Below are 14656 nucleotides of genomic sequence, written 5' to 3'. Positions count from 1 at the left end.
CCGCCGGGCTCCGGCGGGGCCTCGCGCGCGTAAAGCGTGCACACGTGCACGTGCACACGCGTGCACACAAGACCCCACGCTCTGTCAAGTCCCAGGAGGGAGGCGCACCGTGTCCGATGAGGACGGCACCGGGACCTTGGTCCAAGGCCCCTGGAGCGGTGATTCCACGTATGTGCCACCGCCGATCCCGGATTACGGCGACACCATTCCGCCGCCGGAAGACATTCCCCCAGCGCCGCCGGAGTCGCCGGAAGAGACGACGATGGAACTGCCGACGATTCCGGCTGCCCCGGACCCGTCAGCGGCCCTGCGCTCTGAAGGAATTACGGCACCGGAAATCAGCGAAGATGACGGCGAATACGAGGAAGGTGAATACGAACAGCCTCGTTCTCTCGCTGACCGTCTCGGTGACTGGTTGGAATTCCGCCTGGAAATGGCGCGGGCCAACCATGAAAGCGAAGTGCCTTTCCGTGAGGCGGAAATAGCACGGAAGGCGGCGCTGCTGGAGGGCCGCACCGCGCAAGAAGTCGCGATGATGGAGCAGAACGGAAAGCTCCACGCGGCGATGATGAAAGCGAAGGGCGACAAGGCGGCGGCGCGCGGAAAGGCCGACGCCGACCGCACGAAGTCGTCCGGCTCCGGCCTGGGCGCGGACAAGGGCCGCTCGAAGGCCGGCGGCGGGGGCGGGTCCTCGCGCGGCGGTGGCGGCAGTGGCGGCGGACCGTCTCGCAACAACTCGGGTCCCGGCTCCAAGGGGCCCGGGTCACGTGGCTCCAACTCCGGAGGCCCCGGCGGGCGTTCGGGGTCCGGATCGTCCGGGGGCAGCGGAGGCGGCAAGGGCGGCACGAAGGGCTCTCAGACGGGCTCTGGCGGCCGTGCATCCGGTCCCGGGCGCAGCGGTTCGTCCGGGGGGTCGAAAGGCTCTCAGACGGGCTCTGGCAGCTCCGGCCGGGGCGGCAACTCGAAGGGCGACGGCGCAAGTCAGGCGTCCGGCGCCCGTGCCGAGCGGGCCCGCGGCCGCCAGGAGCGCGCCGGGGCCCGGCAGGCCGGGCGGCAGGAGCGGCGCACAGCTGGGCACGCCGCCGGCGTCGCGGACCGGAGCAAGGACCGCGACCAGGCCCGCGCCCAGCGGCAGCAGGCGTGGGAGGCCCGCCGGGCCAAGAAGGCGGAGCGGGCGGAGGCACGGAAGGCGAAGCGGGAAGCCGCGGCGTCGGCCGACTCGGGCCGCACCACATTGGGCAAGGCCGTCGGTGAGGAAGCCCAGCGCCGCTTCGACAAGCGCCGCGCCGACGCGAAGGCCGCCGCGGACGCGAAGGATGCCAAGGGCGCCAAGGCCGGCACCGAGAAGGTGAGCCTGACCAAGGACAAGGACTCCAAGGGCAAGGGCAAGGGCACCGACGACGGCAAGAGCACCGACGGCAAGGACGGGAAGTCCGCCAAGGACGGCCCTGACGGGGCCTCCAGCGCCGCGAAGGACGGCAAGGCGGGCGATGAGCCGGGCAAGGACTCAACGGCCGGTGACGGGGCGTCTGACGGTGCGAAGAAGCGGCGCCGGTTCCGGCGTCGGCGCACCGGCGGCACGGGACGGGCCGGACGGCGTGGACGTACCCGCCGCACGGGTCGCACCGGTCGGGCTGGGCGTGGTCGTACGGGTCGGGCCGGGCGGCGTGGCCGCCCGGCGGACAGCCCGTTCGGCGAGGAGGACTCCACGCCGACGTGGGAGTGGCTTGGCCGTCCGGCCCGCTCGCCGCGCACGGACAGCAAGGGCGAGGACGACATCGTCGACGCGGACATCGTCCCTGACGGGCCCGCAGCCATGACGACCGGCGTGAGGGGCCTGCCGCCCGCGCCGGAGCGGCACACCGCACGGCCCGGCACCAGCCGGCCGACCAGCACGGAAGGGAGCAGCGTGAGCAGTTCGGAGGTCAGCAGGCCGTCCGGCGCGGGCGGCCTCGGAGCCCAGCACCGCACGGACATCACGTTCGGCGAGTACCTGATGGAGATGGCGAACATCGCCATCCAGGCCGCGTCCGACCAGGAGCGGGCCGAAGCCCTCGCGGAGGCCCTCGACAAGGTCGCCGACGCCCTGCGGGACATGGCCGCCGACCTGATCGGCGACCACAACGTCAGCACCGAGGTCACCGAGCTGATCTCGGACCTGGCCGACTCCGCGGCCCGGTTGAAGCAGCTGGCCGAACGGTGCGCGTCCGAGTGCGGGCTGGCCCTGGAGGCCGCCAAGCTCGCGGCCGCCATGGTCGCCCGCGTGTACGGCCAGGACATGGCTGCGAAGGAAGACGCGGGCCTGAAGTACACGTCGGCCGCCGCCCACCACGACTAAGACCAGGGAGGAAACCCGCTGATGAGCAGCGAACTCGCACCCCGCCCCAGCGGCGCGGCGCCCGCCGTGGCCGACGGCGACAACCGCTATAAGGCCGTCCAGGCCAAGCTCGACGCCCTCGGACGCGCGCTCGACGATGCCGGGCTCGGCCTGGAGGAACTCGTGCGCAGCATCGCGAAGAACCGCAAGCGTGCCGAGGACGCGGCCCGCGACGTCGCCAACGCCGAACTGGACCCGAAGTTCGTGGAGCTGACCAGCAACGTCGGTGTCGCCCTCGGGGGCGCCGGGGTGCAGGTCAAGAAGCTGCACGATACCGCGCAGGAGACCGCCGACCTCACCTTCGAGACCAAGCGGACCCACTCCAAGCTGTACGGCGCGCTGGACGACATCCGCTCCAACCGGCGCGAGAGGACGCCCAGGCCGGGCTTCTTCAACGACTGACCCCCACTCCCCCACCCACCCCCGCCACGGGCGGCTCCGCAGATCGCGGGGCCGCCCGTCCCGTTTCCCGAAGGAGAAGCCGGTGACCACGCCGCGCAGTGTCGCGCTCGAACGCCTCGCCTACACCCTCGCCGCGCCCGTGCTGGCCGTGGCCCCGAACCTCTACCCCGACAGCCCCGTCAACCAGGTCGTGCAGCTCGCCGGCGCCGCCGGGATCGGCGGCTGGTTCCTCGCCGCCAAGAGCGATGAGCCCGGCGCCGGACGCAAGATCCTGCGCTGGTCCCCGCTGGTCCTGGCCGCCGCCGTCGACGTCGCCGCCAAGACCACCACCGGCTTCGGCCCGTACTGGATGGACGCCCTGCTCGCCGCCGGATGGGCGGCGGCCGGCTACCTGGTGATGCCGTTCTCCCGGCACACCCGCCACCGCCACCGCCCCGCCCTCGCCGCCCCGGCCCCGCAGCCGGCGCCCACGGAAGTCCTCGAGGAGCCGGTGGTACAGCCGGACGACGGAGCCGACCTGCTCACCCGCGACGCGCGCGTGCTGTGGGAGCAGGCCGGGATGCCCGGCCGCACGCACATCGTCAAGGCCACCCGGCACGACGGTCAGCGGCACGACATGACGATCCTGCTGCGCGCCTCGGAGACCGGACGGCCGATCACCGGCCTCACGGAGGCCGCGGTCGCCGCGCCGTTCGGCGTGCACTCCAGCGACGTCGTCCTGTCGGAGGTCGCCATCCAGCCCGGCCGCCAGGGCGGGCCCGGCTGGATGGAGGCCCGCATCACCCCCGACGCCAACCAGCGCCGCCGCACCAAGCCGACCGCGCAGGAGCGCTGGACGGACCGGGTCGGCGGACCCAAGGGCGGCGCCCCCGGCTCCGAGCTGGTCCACAAGACCCGCGACGACGAACGCGGGGTCACCTTCTACCGGGCGAAGATGGCTGACTCCACCGAGACCCCGCGCATCGACCTGCCCAAGGTCTGCCGCGCACTCGGGCTGCCGGAGGACGACTCCTGCGTGTTCGTCCTCATCGACGGCAGTGAGTTCCTGATCAGCGCGTTCGACACCCCGCCGCTCAGCGCGATCTTCCCCGCCACCCGTGAGCTGCTCACCCCGGACGCCAAGGGGATGTACGTGTGCGGGTTCACCATCACCGGCCAGCCGGTGAAGACGATGGTGTACCAGCACGACAAGAACGCCGCCGCGCACGGCCTGATCCTCGGGGTGTCCCGCTCCGGCAAGACGCAGTTCTTTGCGATCAACATGGCCGCCCAGTCGCTGGACGGCCAGGTGGTGTGGCTGTCGACCGTCCGCAAGGACGAGAAGACCACCGTGCTCGGTCGGTACATCGACCGGCAGGGCTCGAACGCGCTGTGGATGGCCCGCCAGCTGCGCGCGGCCAAGGCGCTGTGCGAGATCAGGGCGGAGATGCCCTGGCCGCACGACGGCCAGCCGCACGACTACAAGCCCGGCGACACGCGCTGCCCCTACCGACAGCTCAACGTGTACGCGGATGAGTTCATGACCGCCGCGCAGGACGCGGACTTCGGCGAGTTCATCCAGAAGGACGGCGACGACCTCACCGTCACCGGCCTGAAGTACGGGATCGGCTTCAACCCTGCGGGCCAGTCGCCGTTCGCGCACAACGGCTTCTCCACCGAGATGAAGGACAACCTGCGGCAGAACAGCCGCCCGATCATCTTCAACATGGGTTCGCCCGGCGCCACCCGCAAGGCGGCGGAGGGCACCATGGAGAACGCCTACGACGTGCCGACCATCCCGGCCCGCTACTCCCGCCAGGAGGGCTCCGCAATCGAACGGGCCATGAAGGGCGAGGCCGACCCGGAGAACGGCGTCTCCACCGGCGGCGTCGCGGTCATCGTCCTCGACAACGGCCGCGCCGTGCTCATGCGGTCGCTGTACGCGGACTTCGACACCGACCTGTCCACGCTGTTCCCCGACGAGGTCAACCGGCTCACCGACTACGAGATCAGCGAGCTGGAGAAGCGCGGTCTGTGGTTCGACTGGAACGAGCCTGTGCGGCCCGGCGAGTTCTGGCCCGAGCCTGACGAGGACGACGAGGGCGAGGGCCGGTCCCGCCGGCGCGGCGGTGGAGGCGGCGGCAAGGGCGGAGGCGGGCGCGGCTCCAAGGGCGGCGGCCGCCGCTCCGAGCAGGTCGCCTCGCCCCGCCAGGCGCTGGAGGCCATCAAGAACCTCACCGACGCCTGATCACACCCACCTATCCCTGGGGTCGGCCTGCCCGAGCGCGGCCGGCCCCACCCGACCCCTTGTGAAGGAGCACCACCGCCGTGGCCCTTTCCATCTCCGCCGCCGCGCTGCTGGGCATCATCGTTGTCGTCCTGGTCAAGGGCGGCTACGTCCGCGTCGGCTCCGCACTGGCCTGCACGCTGTTCGGCTTCACCCTCGCCGCCACCGGCTTGGCCCCGGCCATCAACAGCGGCCTCGCCTCGCTCGCCGGACTGCTCTCCAGCCTCTGAACTACGCCTCGGTCCACGGCGGGTCGGGCGTGTAGTTGAGCCCGTCGCAGAAGCGGCAGTCCCACTCCGAGGGGATCTCCCACTTGTCGACCCAGAAGCCGACCTGCTTGCCCACGAAGTAGTTGTCGCCCCCGCACCATCCGCAATCGAAGACGAACTCCACCAGATCCCCTTCCCCGCGCCTGTTGGTTCGAGGATGCCCGGGGCGCAGGTGCGGTGACTACCCACCCGCCAGCCTCAACTCACCTGCTGCGCAATTCCGAAGGGCGCCACCGGATACGACTCCGGCGACGCCCTTCGCCGTTGCGCGCGGCCACTCCCCCACGCGCCCTCCCGGCCACCACGGCCAGGAGGGCGCTCCCCTTCCCGCGTGATCGGAGAACCCCGATGGACCCCCTGAACACCACCCAGTCCGGCATGCCCGAGTCCGAGGCCGCGGCCGAAGCCCGCCGCCTGCTCGACGAATGGGCGAGCAAGCCCGTACGTCACCACCCCACCTCGTTCCGCGACGACACCGAGACGCCGGCCTACGGCGATGCCCCGCCCGTGAAGCAGGAGGACCACCGGGTCGTCCCGGCCTGGGCGGCCGGGATCGCGGTGGCCTCCATCGGCGTGGGCGCCGGGGTCACCGGCATCGGCTGTGGTGCCTGGCTCGTGCTCCAGGGCCTGGCCTCCGTCACGTTGAACGGCGTCCTGATGGTCACCCTGCCGTTCGCGGGCCTGGCCATGGTCGCCACCGCCATCGGCGGCGCGATCAGCAAGGCCCGCGCGGCCGTCACCAGGAACGTCTACGAGGGTCCGGTCACCCACCACACCGAGATCCACAACAACAGCACCACGCGCGGGGCGTTCTTCGCCCGCACCCGCAACGAGATCCGCTGACCAGCTCCGGCCAGCCCGCACCACCCACAGATCCCCTTCGCCGAAGGAGCAGCTACGCCATGCCCAGCAACGACAAGCCGGTCAACGGCCAGGAGAACCCGTCCTTCCTCGACGTGCTCAACCAGTTGCCGCCCGTGCCGCCGACCCCCGAACCGGACGGCAAGCCCGGCACCCAGCGGCTGGCCCGGCTGCGCACCGCGTGGAAGGAGTCCTGGGAGGAGGGCGGCTTCCTCTACCAGCGGTGGGAAGAGATCTTCCAGGCCCGGCACGCCAGCTGGCACGAGATCGCCACCTGGCTCAAAGCCGCCGCACTGTTCGGCGGGCTCAGCCTCATCGTTCTGATGGTGGACGCCGCCGGCGACATCGCCTCCGCCACGCTCAAGGGCCTGTCCGCCGTCCCGGCGTCCGGCGCCGGTGACGGCAGCGGCCTGTGGGGCACGGTCGACCACCCCATCCGGCTCTTCCTCACCGACCAGGCCGCGCACCTGTCCGTCGCCCCGGCCGCCCTGTACGCGTTCTGGCAGATGACCGGTCTGGTAGGCCTGGTCGGCGGGTTCTTCGGCAACGCCGGAGCTCGCATCGCCTGGCTGCTGTTCGGCCTCAGCAGCCTCGCCATGATCTGGTCCGCCGCCCCGGCCGGAGGCCGCGCCGCCGCCATCGGGCTCGCCGCCCTGATGTGGGCACTGGCCAGCATCTTCGCCCTGCGCGGCCTGACGCTTCGGCCCATCGTCCACAACCACCCGCCGCAGTACCAGTTCAACCCCGCGCTCCACCTGCACGCCACCATCCCCGCCCCCAGCCCGGCAGGCGACGACCTCGGTCCCGACAACATCCGCCCGATTCAGCGCTGACCTGACGCTCTGCCTGGCCCTCGCCCACCCCGCCCCGGGGTCCGGCGAGGACCGGACAGGCCGCCCGGCCGCACGCACCACCCCGTTCCGATCGAGAAGGAGACCCCGTTTTGGCTGCGAAAGCCCCGACCGTCATAGGCGTGCTCACCGAGCCCCCGGCTCCGACCTGGTGGAAGGCCAACCGACACAAGGTCTTCGGCGTCACCGGGCTGCTGATCGGCTACCTGGTCGGCACCCACCTGCACGGCGCCCCGCAGCAGCCGGAGACGCCCCGGCCGGGCCACACCACGCCCGCGCCGGTCGCGCCCGGAGCTCTCCGCACGCACACGGCCCACGGCCTCGCCGCCTAACCAGCCGCCCCCCCGGCCGCGCCCCGCCGACACCAGCACGACGTCGGCGGGGCGCGGCACTGTCCGCTCGACGACTGGAGGAACTGCTCGTGCTCATTCCCCGCCCGCGCCGTCAGATCGGCCGGCCCCGCCCGCAGCGTCCCGGCCCCCGCTACCCGCACCGCCCCTACCGGCTGCCCGGCGCCTGGAGCAGGTGATGACGCGCCCGCGGAAGAAGCGCCGCCGCCCCGAGGTGACCCGGGTGCCGCGCAGCGACGCGGCGCTGCCCGAGTACGACCGCAGCACGGTGCCCGAAGGCTTGGTCACCAGGCGGCAGTTACGGGAGATGGGACTGAGCCCCGGCGACAACGAGGGACCAGTCGCGATCCTGCGCTGCAAACTGTGCGCGACCCGCCCGCAGTGGTCCTGCCGTCACCCCACCCGCGGCTACCTGCTCCGCGTCGACCTGGCCAAGCCCAAGCGTGTTCCGACGCTCGCTCAAGAGTGGGCCCTGGACCGCGCCATGGCCGCAAGATCCACCTGCCCCGAATGCGGGCGCCGGTACTGGTTCTGTCTCCCGCTGCGCAGCCAGGGCTGCTGCGACCCCTGCGCCAGGGGCTTCGAGCCCAGTCCCGACACCTACGTCGCTTCCACGGCCCCGGTCATCCACCGGCTCGCCGCCTGACCAACGAACCCCTCGAAGGAGAGTCAACCGTGGCTCTGTTCACCCGCCCCGCCCCAGCGCCCGAGACCTGGACGCCGGAGGGCACGATCGTCTCCCAGCGCTACCGGGCGCTGGAGGGCGCGACCGTCCTCGTCTACACGCCGACGCCGACCGGGGCACCGCGCACTACGCCGCCGCCTGCCTGGGCTGCACCTACCGCGCGGACCAGAACGTCGCGCACAACCCGATGAAGGAGACGGAGGCCGCCAAGGCCGCCAACACGCACGCCGCGGCCTGCCAGGCGATGCCGCGCGGCGTGCCCGCCCGGCCCGACGACACCGAGGCCGCCGAGCTGATCCGCACCCGGCTGTGGGCCCGCCGCTACGGCACCCAGCCGCACCCGGTGCACCTCGCCGACTTCAACGCGCTCCGCGTCGACCTCCAGCGCCCCACCGACTGGATTGAGGCGCTGCTGGCGTCCCTCGCGCAGACCGACCCCGGCTTCCTCACCGCGACGCCCACCAGCTCCGGGCAGGGCACCCGCTTCACCGTCCAGCCCTTCGGCCGGCCCTGACGTCGTGCGCGCCCGAACCGCCGTGCTGGTCGCGGCCGCCGTGCCCGTCACGGTCATCGCGGCTGCCGCCGTCCTCGAGACCGGCCACTGGAAGCTGCATGCCGACCGGCACTGCATCGAGCTGACGCCCCGGCCCCGCCGCTCCTGCCCCGACTACCGGGGCGCGGGCGGCTGGTGGACCAGCGGGCCGTTCCCGGACATGGAGGCGTGCGGCTGCTGGTCCGACCGGCGCGAGCTCCGCATCCGGCTCCTGCCGCTGCCCGCGACCCCCGACGAACCACCGTTCTGACCACCTCCGGCGGGCCGCGCGCGGCCCGCCCGGCAACGACAAGGAGAAGCACCGCCCATGACCTCCACGGTCACCGCTCCCAGCATCGACAAGAACATGGACGCCGCCTGCGCCTCGGTCGCCAGTGAGATCAGCAGGACGGACGGAAAGTCGTCCTTACTGCTTGCCTTCAACGGAGCCGTCCTGGCAGGCCTCGCGTCCGTCGCCGACAAGGACCTGCCCCTGCCGACCAAGGTGTTCGGCGCGGCGGCCGTCCTCGCCCTGGGCGCAGCCGCCGTGCTGCTGCTCCTGGTCGTCCGGCCCCGGCTCAGCGGCGCAGACCGGGCCTCCTTCCCGTACTGGGCACAGCTCGACGAGGACGCGATCCGCGACTGCATGGACGGCGACACCCGAGCCGCCCGCATCCGGGTCCTGTCCACCCTTGCCGTACGGAAGTTCACCCACCTGCGGCGCGCGGTCGACCTGTCGCTCGCCGCCCTGGTCCTGATCGCGCTGGCCGCCGCCGGCCTCGCCCTGTGACGGCGGCCGTGACCCGCACGCGCCTCGAGCGCGTCCGCGCCTCGGTCGGCATCGCCTCCCTGGCTCTCCAGCAGATCGAGGACGACCTCAGCGCCGAGGACATCGACCAGGAGGAACTCGCCGCGATCCTGCGGGAGCTCATCGAGGACACCGACCCGCCCGGCGGGTTCATGGCCCGTGTCGCGCAGCTGCTTACCGTCGCCGCGCACCGTGCCGAGCAGGTCGAGCCCGACCGCGACGGCGACGCCTCGTGCCCGCTGCACGAGGCCGCTGCCCTGCTCACTGACAACGCCGGGATGCGGCTCATCTGGGCTGCCCGCGCCCTTCACCCGCAAGGAGCCAGCTGAGATGGCGAACACCAAGGCGATGAACCCGCCCCGGGGGCAGTGCACGCAGTGCTGGTACCACGCCTACGCCAGCCGTGAGGCGCACGCCGGGCTCGGTCCGCGCGAGGACTGCCCGCAGTGCGTGGACCACATGAAGAACGGCCACCCCGCTCGCATGATCGTCCGCTGACGGCGCCGCGCAAAGCCGCCGCCCTGCTCACCCATCACGCCGGGCAGCGCCCCATCCAAGCTGCCCGGCACCTCTCACTCCGTTTCGCTTCGCCGAACAACCAGAACCCGCCGCGACCCGGCCACACCGGGCGCCCGCTGCTAACCCGGGAAGGACACCCACGCATGGGGATCACGATCACGAACACGTACGGCACCGCGCACAACGTCAGCGAGACCAACCCGGCCCACGTCACGAGCTGCGACTACTACCGGCTGCCCCTCGTCGGCACCATCGCCCCCGGAAACCCGGGCTACGAGGACATGGTCGAGATGCTGCGGGAAAACGGCCACGACACCCGACCCGAGGGGTATGGCCTGATCTTCCTGGAATCCGAGGAGTTCAGCGCGACGTACTTCGGGTCGATCGAGCAGATCGAGAAGTACAAGCGCGAGAACGTCGACGGCAAGGCGACCTTCGACGCCTCGCAGGGCGTCATGTACGCCCAGTGGCCCCACGGCAAGGGCTGGGACGACTTCCTCTCCCGCGTCTTCTGGAACCAGGCACAGCGCGGCGCCATCGCGGACGGCGTCGGCCTCGTCACCGCCTTCTCGCACACCGAGATCCCGGGCGCGGAGGTCATCGTCTACGAGTTCGAAGGCACGTGGCTTCCCGGCGGCGAGCCGGACCAGCTGATCACCTACCACTGCACCGTCTGCCACATGGACACGTTCCACGACTGCGGGCACGTCCACGAGAACACCGGCCCCGACAGCCGCCGCTGGGCCGCCCGCCAGGCCCGCCAGCACATCATCAGCGCCGCCCGGCACGGCGTCGGCGACACCAACAGCGCCTGCCGCCCCAACAACGGCGAGATGCTGCGCGCCGTGAACGCGGTCGCCCGCGAAATGTGGGGCACCACGGGCAACGCCCTCCCCGAGACCGACGACGCGTACTGCGCCACCAAGGGCCCCTGCTCCATCATCCGCGAGCTCCGTGCCGGAGTCCGCCCGCCCGTCTACCGCGCCTGACGGACGCTCCGTGCCACCCCGGCCCACGACAAGGCCGGGGCGGTCGCGGTGGTCCCTCAAGCAGCAGAAACCCCCGGGACCAGGACCAGAGAGGAGATGGACGTCATGCCGGACCACGAGTTCTACGAGGTAGACGTCCCGATGCACCACACCACCAACCCGGCCCTGCGGGGTCTGCACGTCTTCGCCGGCGTGGCGGACTCCCGCAGTACAGCCCTGCGACGCGCGCACGAGGTCTGCGACGCCGCGCTCGCCGCGCAGCAGGCCGGACTCGAGGACCCCGGCAAGCAGCCGGACAGCTGGACCGCGCGCGGGCTGCGACCTGGCTGGGAGCTCGACTGGCTCGCCGCGAAGGCCGGCCCCTGGAAGAGCCCCTACAGCTGGACCACCCGCAGCGACTTCGAGCTGTAGCTACGCCCCGGGACGGACGTCACGGCGTCCAAACCAATCGCCCGTCCCGGGCCCACCCAACCCGTACGAGACGAGAGGGAGATCCCCAGTATGGACTCCGTCCTGCGCGTTCAGGGCCGGATTGGCCCGCGCACCCTCCTGATCACCACCGCTGCCCTGCCGTTGACCGGCTGGATGGTGCACGCCTTGGCGCTGCACCGCAAACTTGCGGCAACCCGGAAGGATCCGCTGACCGGCTTGATGCGCCGCGACGCCTACACCGCCCGCGCCCGCCGGCTCCTGGCCCGCCACGGCGACGACACGACCGTGGTCCTGGTCGACGTCGGCGCATTGGTTGGCGCCGCGCCCCCGGACGTGATCGACGCACGCGCCCTGACGCGCCTGCAGAGGGGGGCCGACGCAGCCCTGTACGCCGGCAAGCATTCCGGCCGCGCGGTCCTCGCCACCGCCGTGCACGCCACCGTGCCGTCCATCAACGGGCGCCGGGCCGGACGGCCGGGCACGGCCGTGTGGGGGCGAGCCGCATGAGCCCCACGACCCTGCCCGAGGGCGACTGGATCCGAGGCATCAGCATCCGGCAGCCGTACGCGGCCTGCATCCTCGCCGGAGCCAAAGACGTGGAAAACCGGCCCGCACCGTGGCGGACCGGCTGGGTGCTGCTGCACACGAGCAAGACCATCGACCAGCCCGCGCTGCGCACCCCGCTGATCGGCCGCACGATCCGCGGCCGCCAGCTGGTTACCGGCTCGGTGGTCGGCATCGCCCGGATCACCGACTGCCACCAGGACCCCGACGGAGCGCCGCCCTGCTCGGAGTGGGCGCACCCGGGCGCCTGGCACCTGGTGCTCGCCGACGTCCAGGAGCTGCCCCTGCCCGTCCCCGCACGCGGGCAGGTCGTGCCCTGGAAGCCGACGCAGGACCTGCTGGAGCGCGTGTTCCAGCAGCTGCCCGGCTTCCGGCCGTGAAGGGCCGTCCCAGCAAGAAGGAGTCGCCGTTCGAGCCGGGCCTGATCCCGGCTCCCGGTGGCCTCCTGGAATGGCGCGACGCTCGGCACTTCGCCCGCTGGAAGGACCTGCCCTGCGTGTTGTGCGGGCGGCCCACACCGATGCGCTCGCACTCAGAAGAGCCCGTGCACAAGGCGTGCGCCGAGAGCTGGATAGCCGCCAACCCCGTTGAGGCCCGCCTTGGGCGGTTTGCCTCCGACGCCAAGCCGAAGCCCAAGTCCAGGGGCCAAGGCGACGACCACGCCTGACTCCTCCGCCTGGAGGCTCCCATGAGTAACACCCACCGCGACGTCGACCACGCCCTCGCCTATCCCGAGCCGCCCGCCTCGCCGCTCTGGCACCGGCACGGCGCGAAGGCCCGGCCGCTCACCGACGCCCAGCGCAAGCGCAACCGGGAGCTGCTGGACCTCGCCCAGCGCAAGCCCCGCACCACCGCCGCGTAGGAGGCCGGGCTGTGTTCACCGACAAGAAAGAGGCCCTCGAAGCCGAGGCCCTCGAACTCACCCCGCTCGGCAGCGACCAGAGCAACGCCGCCTCCCTGGTGGTCGCCCACCACGCCCGCGACAAGGAAGACCTCGCGGACCTGCTGGGCGCCCTCGGACTGCCCTGCGCCGAAGACGACCTCGTGCGGCTGCTCCCGCACCTCACCAACCCCGACGACACCGGAGAGACGATGACCGTCAACGCCTTCACTGCCACGGCCGCCTCCATGCTCAAGAACGGCAACAGCCCCGAGCACGTCCGCAGCACGCTCGGCCTGTCCGAGGGCGAGCTCGCCGAAGCCGTGAAGCACGCCGACCTGCCCGCCACCACCACCGTCCCGGCCCCGGGCACGGACGACAGCAGCACCCCGGAGGCGGCTGTCCAGGCGCCCGACGGCACGGCGGACTCCGACGGGATCGAGGCCCTGCTCGCGTGGGCGGAGAACCACCCGGCCGCCAGCATCCGCAACCGGGCCGCCCGCGTCCGCGCCGACCTCACCGAGCTGACCGAGCGCCGCGCCACCGACGCCGCCCAGCGGGAGGCAGAGCAGCGGGTCGCGAAGGCCAAGGCCGAACTCGAGGCCGCGCAGGCGCAGCTGCGCAAGGTGAAGGCCGGCGGCCGCGCCGCCACGGCGGAACAGGACGCCACGCCCCTGGCTCCCGCCCCGGCTCCGGCGGTTCAGACCGGCAAGCGCAGCAAGGAGGAGCTGGCAGCGATCCGGACGTGGGCGCGGGCCAACGGCTACCAGGTCGCCGACCGGGGCAACCCGGCCAAGGCCGTCCTGGACGCCTACGACGCCGCCCACCGCACCAACGGCCTGGCGGAGGCGAGCTGATGGACGCCATACCGCTCGCCCTGGACGGCTACCTGGCCGCCGAAGCCGAACCCGGCGACCGCGAGGGCACCGTCTCCTGGCGGCTGACCTGCTCCGCCGGGACCGACCACCTGGTCGAAGAAGCTGTCATCCCCTGCACCACCATGGAGCCGGAGATCGCGCACGCGTTGCTCACCGAGCGGCAGCCCGGCGGCCTGCTCCGCGTCATCGGCCACCTCACGCTCCCGGACACCGCCGACGGGTCATCCGGCTGCACGCCGACAGCCTCGAAGTGCTCTGGGAAGCACCGGTGCTGGACGCGGGCGACGAAGCAGGGGACACGGCGACCGCGACGGACGCGGACGCCGACCGCACCAGTGCGATCGCAGCTCTCGCTGAAGCCCTCACCGGCTTCGGGCAAGCCGCCCTCGGCCCCGGGCAGAGCATCCGCATCCACATCAGCCCGACCGGAGCCCTCGGTTCAGGCCTGGAGCACTGCCACAGCCTCGACGTCACCCCGGCCATAGCCCACCGGCTCGCCGACTACATCGACGCCATGAACTGTTCATGGACAGCGAACGCCCCGACAGCGTCGTCCTGGACCCGGAGACCATCGCGGACCTGACCGACCTGTTCGAGGACATCGACCTGATCGACCTCACCAACACGGTCCTCAACGCCACCCGGCCCGAACACCGACCCGCCGTCACCCAGGCGATGGACGACATGTTCGGCGACGTCCCCGCCCCCGAGGACACCGACCCGTGACCGCCAGCCACACCCGAAGGGAAGCACCCCTGATGGTTACCCAGCCCCAGCGCACTGTCCTGGAGAGGTTCCCCGCCGGAGGCCCTCGTGGCTCCTGGCCGGCGGAAGAGTATGCCGCCGCCCAGCGCGCCCAAGGCAGGCCGGACGCCCAGGTCGTGATGGACCTGCCCAGCGACCAGTTCCTCGTGGTCACCGGCACCACCACCGAGTAGCAACCCATCCCCCTGAGCGCCGCGCCCGCCTCCCCGGCCGGGCGCGGCCTCTCTC

Annotated in this window: 23 protein-coding genes; 22 read left to right on the top strand and 1 reads right to left on the bottom strand. The window is 72.1% G+C overall.

Features of this window, described 5'->3' with window-relative positions; genetic code table 11:
• Nucleotides 1–109: 109 nt before the first annotated feature.
• From ABTX62_RS23200 to ABTX62_RS23185, 4 genes are all read left to right on the top strand, one after another.
• Entirely contained in the window at nt 110–2338 is a 2229-nt protein-coding gene (locus ABTX62_RS23200) for an ATP/GTP-binding protein (RefSeq protein ID WP_352117971.1), read from the top strand.
• Nucleotides 2339–2359: 21 nt separating this feature from the next.
• Nucleotides 2360–2779 (top strand): conjugal transfer protein TraB, encoded by a 420-nt coding sequence (locus tag ABTX62_RS23195; RefSeq protein ID WP_352117970.1) that lies wholly within the window; start codon nt 2360–2362, stop codon nt 2777–2779.
• Nucleotides 2780–2861: 82 nt separating this feature from the next.
• Nucleotides 2862–5006, top strand: a complete 2145-nt coding sequence (locus ABTX62_RS23190; protein ID WP_352117969.1) for a chromosome segregation protein ParM — start codon at nt 2862–2864, stop codon at nt 5004–5006.
• Between the two features lie 80 nt (nt 5007–5086).
• Complete coding sequence (locus ABTX62_RS23185; RefSeq protein ID WP_352117968.1) at nt 5087–5275, top strand: hypothetical protein; 189 nt, start codon at nt 5087–5089, stop codon at nt 5273–5275.
• A gap of 1 nt (nt 5276) precedes the next feature.
• Here the strand turns inward: ABTX62_RS23185 and ABTX62_RS23180 are convergent, their stop codons facing one another.
• Complete coding sequence (locus tag ABTX62_RS23180) at nt 5277–5438, bottom strand: hypothetical protein (RefSeq protein ID WP_168725275.1); 162 nt, start codon at nt 5436–5438, stop codon at nt 5277–5279.
• Nucleotides 5439–5662: 224 nt separating this feature from the next.
• Here ABTX62_RS23180 and ABTX62_RS23175 point away from each other — a divergent pair, with 224 nt between their 5' ends.
• From ABTX62_RS23175 to ABTX62_RS23090, 18 genes are all read left to right on the top strand, one after another.
• Complete coding sequence (locus ABTX62_RS23175; RefSeq protein ID WP_352117967.1) at nt 5663–6157, top strand: hypothetical protein; 495 nt, start codon at nt 5663–5665, stop codon at nt 6155–6157.
• Between the two features lie 59 nt (nt 6158–6216).
• Nucleotides 6217–7008, top strand: a complete 792-nt coding sequence (locus ABTX62_RS23170) for a hypothetical protein (protein ID WP_352117966.1) — start codon at nt 6217–6219, stop codon at nt 7006–7008.
• Between the two features lie 110 nt (nt 7009–7118).
• Nucleotides 7119–7358, top strand: a complete 240-nt coding sequence (locus ABTX62_RS23165) for a hypothetical protein (RefSeq protein ID WP_352117965.1) — start codon at nt 7119–7121, stop codon at nt 7356–7358.
• Between the two features lie 196 nt (nt 7359–7554).
• On the top strand, nt 7555–8022 hold the full coding sequence (locus ABTX62_RS23160) for an RRQRL motif-containing zinc-binding protein (protein WP_352117964.1): 468 nt from the start codon (nt 7555–7557) through the stop codon (nt 8020–8022).
• Between the two features lie 226 nt (nt 8023–8248).
• Complete coding sequence (locus tag ABTX62_RS23155; protein ID WP_352117963.1) at nt 8249–8575, top strand: hypothetical protein; 327 nt, start codon at nt 8249–8251, stop codon at nt 8573–8575.
• Between the two features lie 4 nt (nt 8576–8579).
• Nucleotides 8580–8864 (top strand): hypothetical protein, encoded by a 285-nt coding sequence (locus tag ABTX62_RS23150; RefSeq protein ID WP_502998001.1) that lies wholly within the window; start codon nt 8580–8582, stop codon nt 8862–8864.
• A gap of 57 nt (nt 8865–8921) precedes the next feature.
• Nucleotides 8922–9383: a Pycsar system effector family protein gene (locus ABTX62_RS23145; RefSeq protein ID WP_352117962.1), complete on the top strand. Its 462-nt coding sequence runs from the start codon at nt 8922–8924 to the stop codon at nt 9381–9383.
• Between the two features lie 8 nt (nt 9384–9391).
• Nucleotides 9392–9730 carry a hypothetical protein gene (locus tag ABTX62_RS23140; protein WP_352117961.1) on the top strand — a complete coding sequence of 113 codons (339 nt, stop codon included), beginning with the start codon at nt 9392–9394 and terminating at the stop codon, nt 9728–9730.
• Between the two features lies 1 nt (nt 9731).
• Nucleotides 9732–9899 (top strand): pRL2-8, encoded by a 168-nt coding sequence (locus ABTX62_RS23135; protein WP_352117960.1) that lies wholly within the window; start codon nt 9732–9734, stop codon nt 9897–9899.
• Nucleotides 9900–10063: 164 nt separating this feature from the next.
• Entirely contained in the window at nt 10064–10909 is an 846-nt protein-coding gene (locus tag ABTX62_RS23130) for a hypothetical protein (protein WP_352117959.1), read from the top strand.
• A gap of 105 nt (nt 10910–11014) precedes the next feature.
• On the top strand, nt 11015–11320 hold the full coding sequence (locus ABTX62_RS23125; RefSeq protein WP_502998000.1) for a hypothetical protein: 306 nt from the start codon (nt 11015–11017) through the stop codon (nt 11318–11320).
• Between the two features lie 90 nt (nt 11321–11410).
• Complete coding sequence (locus tag ABTX62_RS23120; RefSeq protein WP_352117957.1) at nt 11411–11848, top strand: hypothetical protein; 438 nt, start codon at nt 11411–11413, stop codon at nt 11846–11848.
• On the top strand, nt 11845–12285 hold the full coding sequence (locus ABTX62_RS23115) for an ASCH domain-containing protein (RefSeq protein WP_352117956.1): 441 nt from the start codon (nt 11845–11847) through the stop codon (nt 12283–12285). The genes ABTX62_RS23120 and ABTX62_RS23115 overlap by 4 nt, the downstream gene beginning before the upstream one ends.
• Nucleotides 12282–12572 (top strand): hypothetical protein, encoded by a 291-nt coding sequence (locus ABTX62_RS23110; protein WP_352117955.1) that lies wholly within the window; start codon nt 12282–12284, stop codon nt 12570–12572. The genes ABTX62_RS23115 and ABTX62_RS23110 overlap by 4 nt, the downstream gene beginning before the upstream one ends.
• Nucleotides 12573–12593: 21 nt before the next feature.
• Nucleotides 12594–12767: a hypothetical protein gene (locus ABTX62_RS23105; RefSeq protein WP_352117954.1), complete on the top strand. Its 174-nt coding sequence runs from the start codon at nt 12594–12596 to the stop codon at nt 12765–12767.
• A gap of 11 nt (nt 12768–12778) precedes the next feature.
• Nucleotides 12779–13642, top strand: coding sequence for an Lsr2 family DNA-binding protein (locus ABTX62_RS23100; protein WP_352117953.1), 864 nt, complete (start codon nt 12779–12781; stop codon nt 13640–13642).
• 546 nt (nt 13643–14188) lie between these two features.
• The gene (locus ABTX62_RS23095; RefSeq protein ID WP_352117952.1) at nt 14189–14389 is read left to right on the top strand and encodes a hypothetical protein; all 201 of its coding nucleotides are present in this window, start codon (nt 14189–14191) and stop codon (nt 14387–14389) included.
• A gap of 32 nt (nt 14390–14421) precedes the next feature.
• The gene (locus ABTX62_RS23090) at nt 14422–14601 is read left to right on the top strand and encodes a DUF8839 family protein (RefSeq protein WP_352117951.1); all 180 of its coding nucleotides are present in this window, start codon (nt 14422–14424) and stop codon (nt 14599–14601) included.
• Nucleotides 14602–14656 lie beyond the last annotated feature (55 nt).

It is taken from the genome of Streptomyces sp. NPDC096046, from assembly GCF_040303285.1.
In the GTDB taxonomy this organism is placed as follows: Bacteria; Actinomycetota; Actinomycetes; order Streptomycetales; family Streptomycetaceae; genus Streptomyces.
Note: the sequence above shows the minus strand (reverse complement) of the source record. Positions and strands in the feature narration are given on the sequence as shown.

What these genes read in the sequence shown, in the direction of transcription:
- ABTX62_RS23095 (WP_352117952.1), top strand. Translation starts at nt 14,189, where the DNA reads ATGGACAGCGAACGCCCCGACAGCGTCGTCCTGGACCCGGAGACCATC.
- ABTX62_RS23155 (WP_352117963.1), top strand. Translation starts at nt 8,249, where the DNA reads ATGAAGGAGACGGAGGCCGCCAAGGCCGCCAACACGCACGCCGCGGCC.
- ABTX62_RS23170 (WP_352117966.1), top strand. Translation starts at nt 6,217, where the DNA reads ATGCCCAGCAACGACAAGCCGGTCAACGGCCAGGAGAACCCGTCCTTC.
- ABTX62_RS23105 (WP_352117954.1), top strand. Translation starts at nt 12,594, where the DNA reads ATGAGTAACACCCACCGCGACGTCGACCACGCCCTCGCCTATCCCGAG.
- ABTX62_RS23160 (WP_352117964.1), top strand. Translation starts at nt 7,555, where the DNA reads ATGACGCGCCCGCGGAAGAAGCGCCGCCGCCCCGAGGTGACCCGGGTG.
- ABTX62_RS23135 (WP_352117960.1), top strand. Translation starts at nt 9,732, where the DNA reads ATGGCGAACACCAAGGCGATGAACCCGCCCCGGGGGCAGTGCACGCAG.
- ABTX62_RS23175 (WP_352117967.1), top strand. Translation starts at nt 5,663, where the DNA reads ATGGACCCCCTGAACACCACCCAGTCCGGCATGCCCGAGTCCGAGGCC.
- ABTX62_RS23115 (WP_352117956.1), top strand. Translation starts at nt 11,845, where the DNA reads ATGAGCCCCACGACCCTGCCCGAGGGCGACTGGATCCGAGGCATCAGC.
- ABTX62_RS23120 (WP_352117957.1), top strand. Translation starts at nt 11,411, where the DNA reads ATGGACTCCGTCCTGCGCGTTCAGGGCCGGATTGGCCCGCGCACCCTC.
- ABTX62_RS23195 (WP_352117970.1), top strand. Translation starts at nt 2,360, where the DNA reads ATGAGCAGCGAACTCGCACCCCGCCCCAGCGGCGCGGCGCCCGCCGTG.
- ABTX62_RS23090 (WP_352117951.1), top strand. Translation starts at nt 14,422, where the DNA reads ATGGTTACCCAGCCCCAGCGCACTGTCCTGGAGAGGTTCCCCGCCGGA.
- ABTX62_RS23145 (WP_352117962.1), top strand. Translation starts at nt 8,922, where the DNA reads ATGACCTCCACGGTCACCGCTCCCAGCATCGACAAGAACATGGACGCC.
- ABTX62_RS23125 (WP_502998000.1), top strand. Translation starts at nt 11,015, where the DNA reads ATGCCGGACCACGAGTTCTACGAGGTAGACGTCCCGATGCACCACACC.
- ABTX62_RS23130 (WP_352117959.1), top strand. Translation starts at nt 10,064, where the DNA reads ATGGGGATCACGATCACGAACACGTACGGCACCGCGCACAACGTCAGC.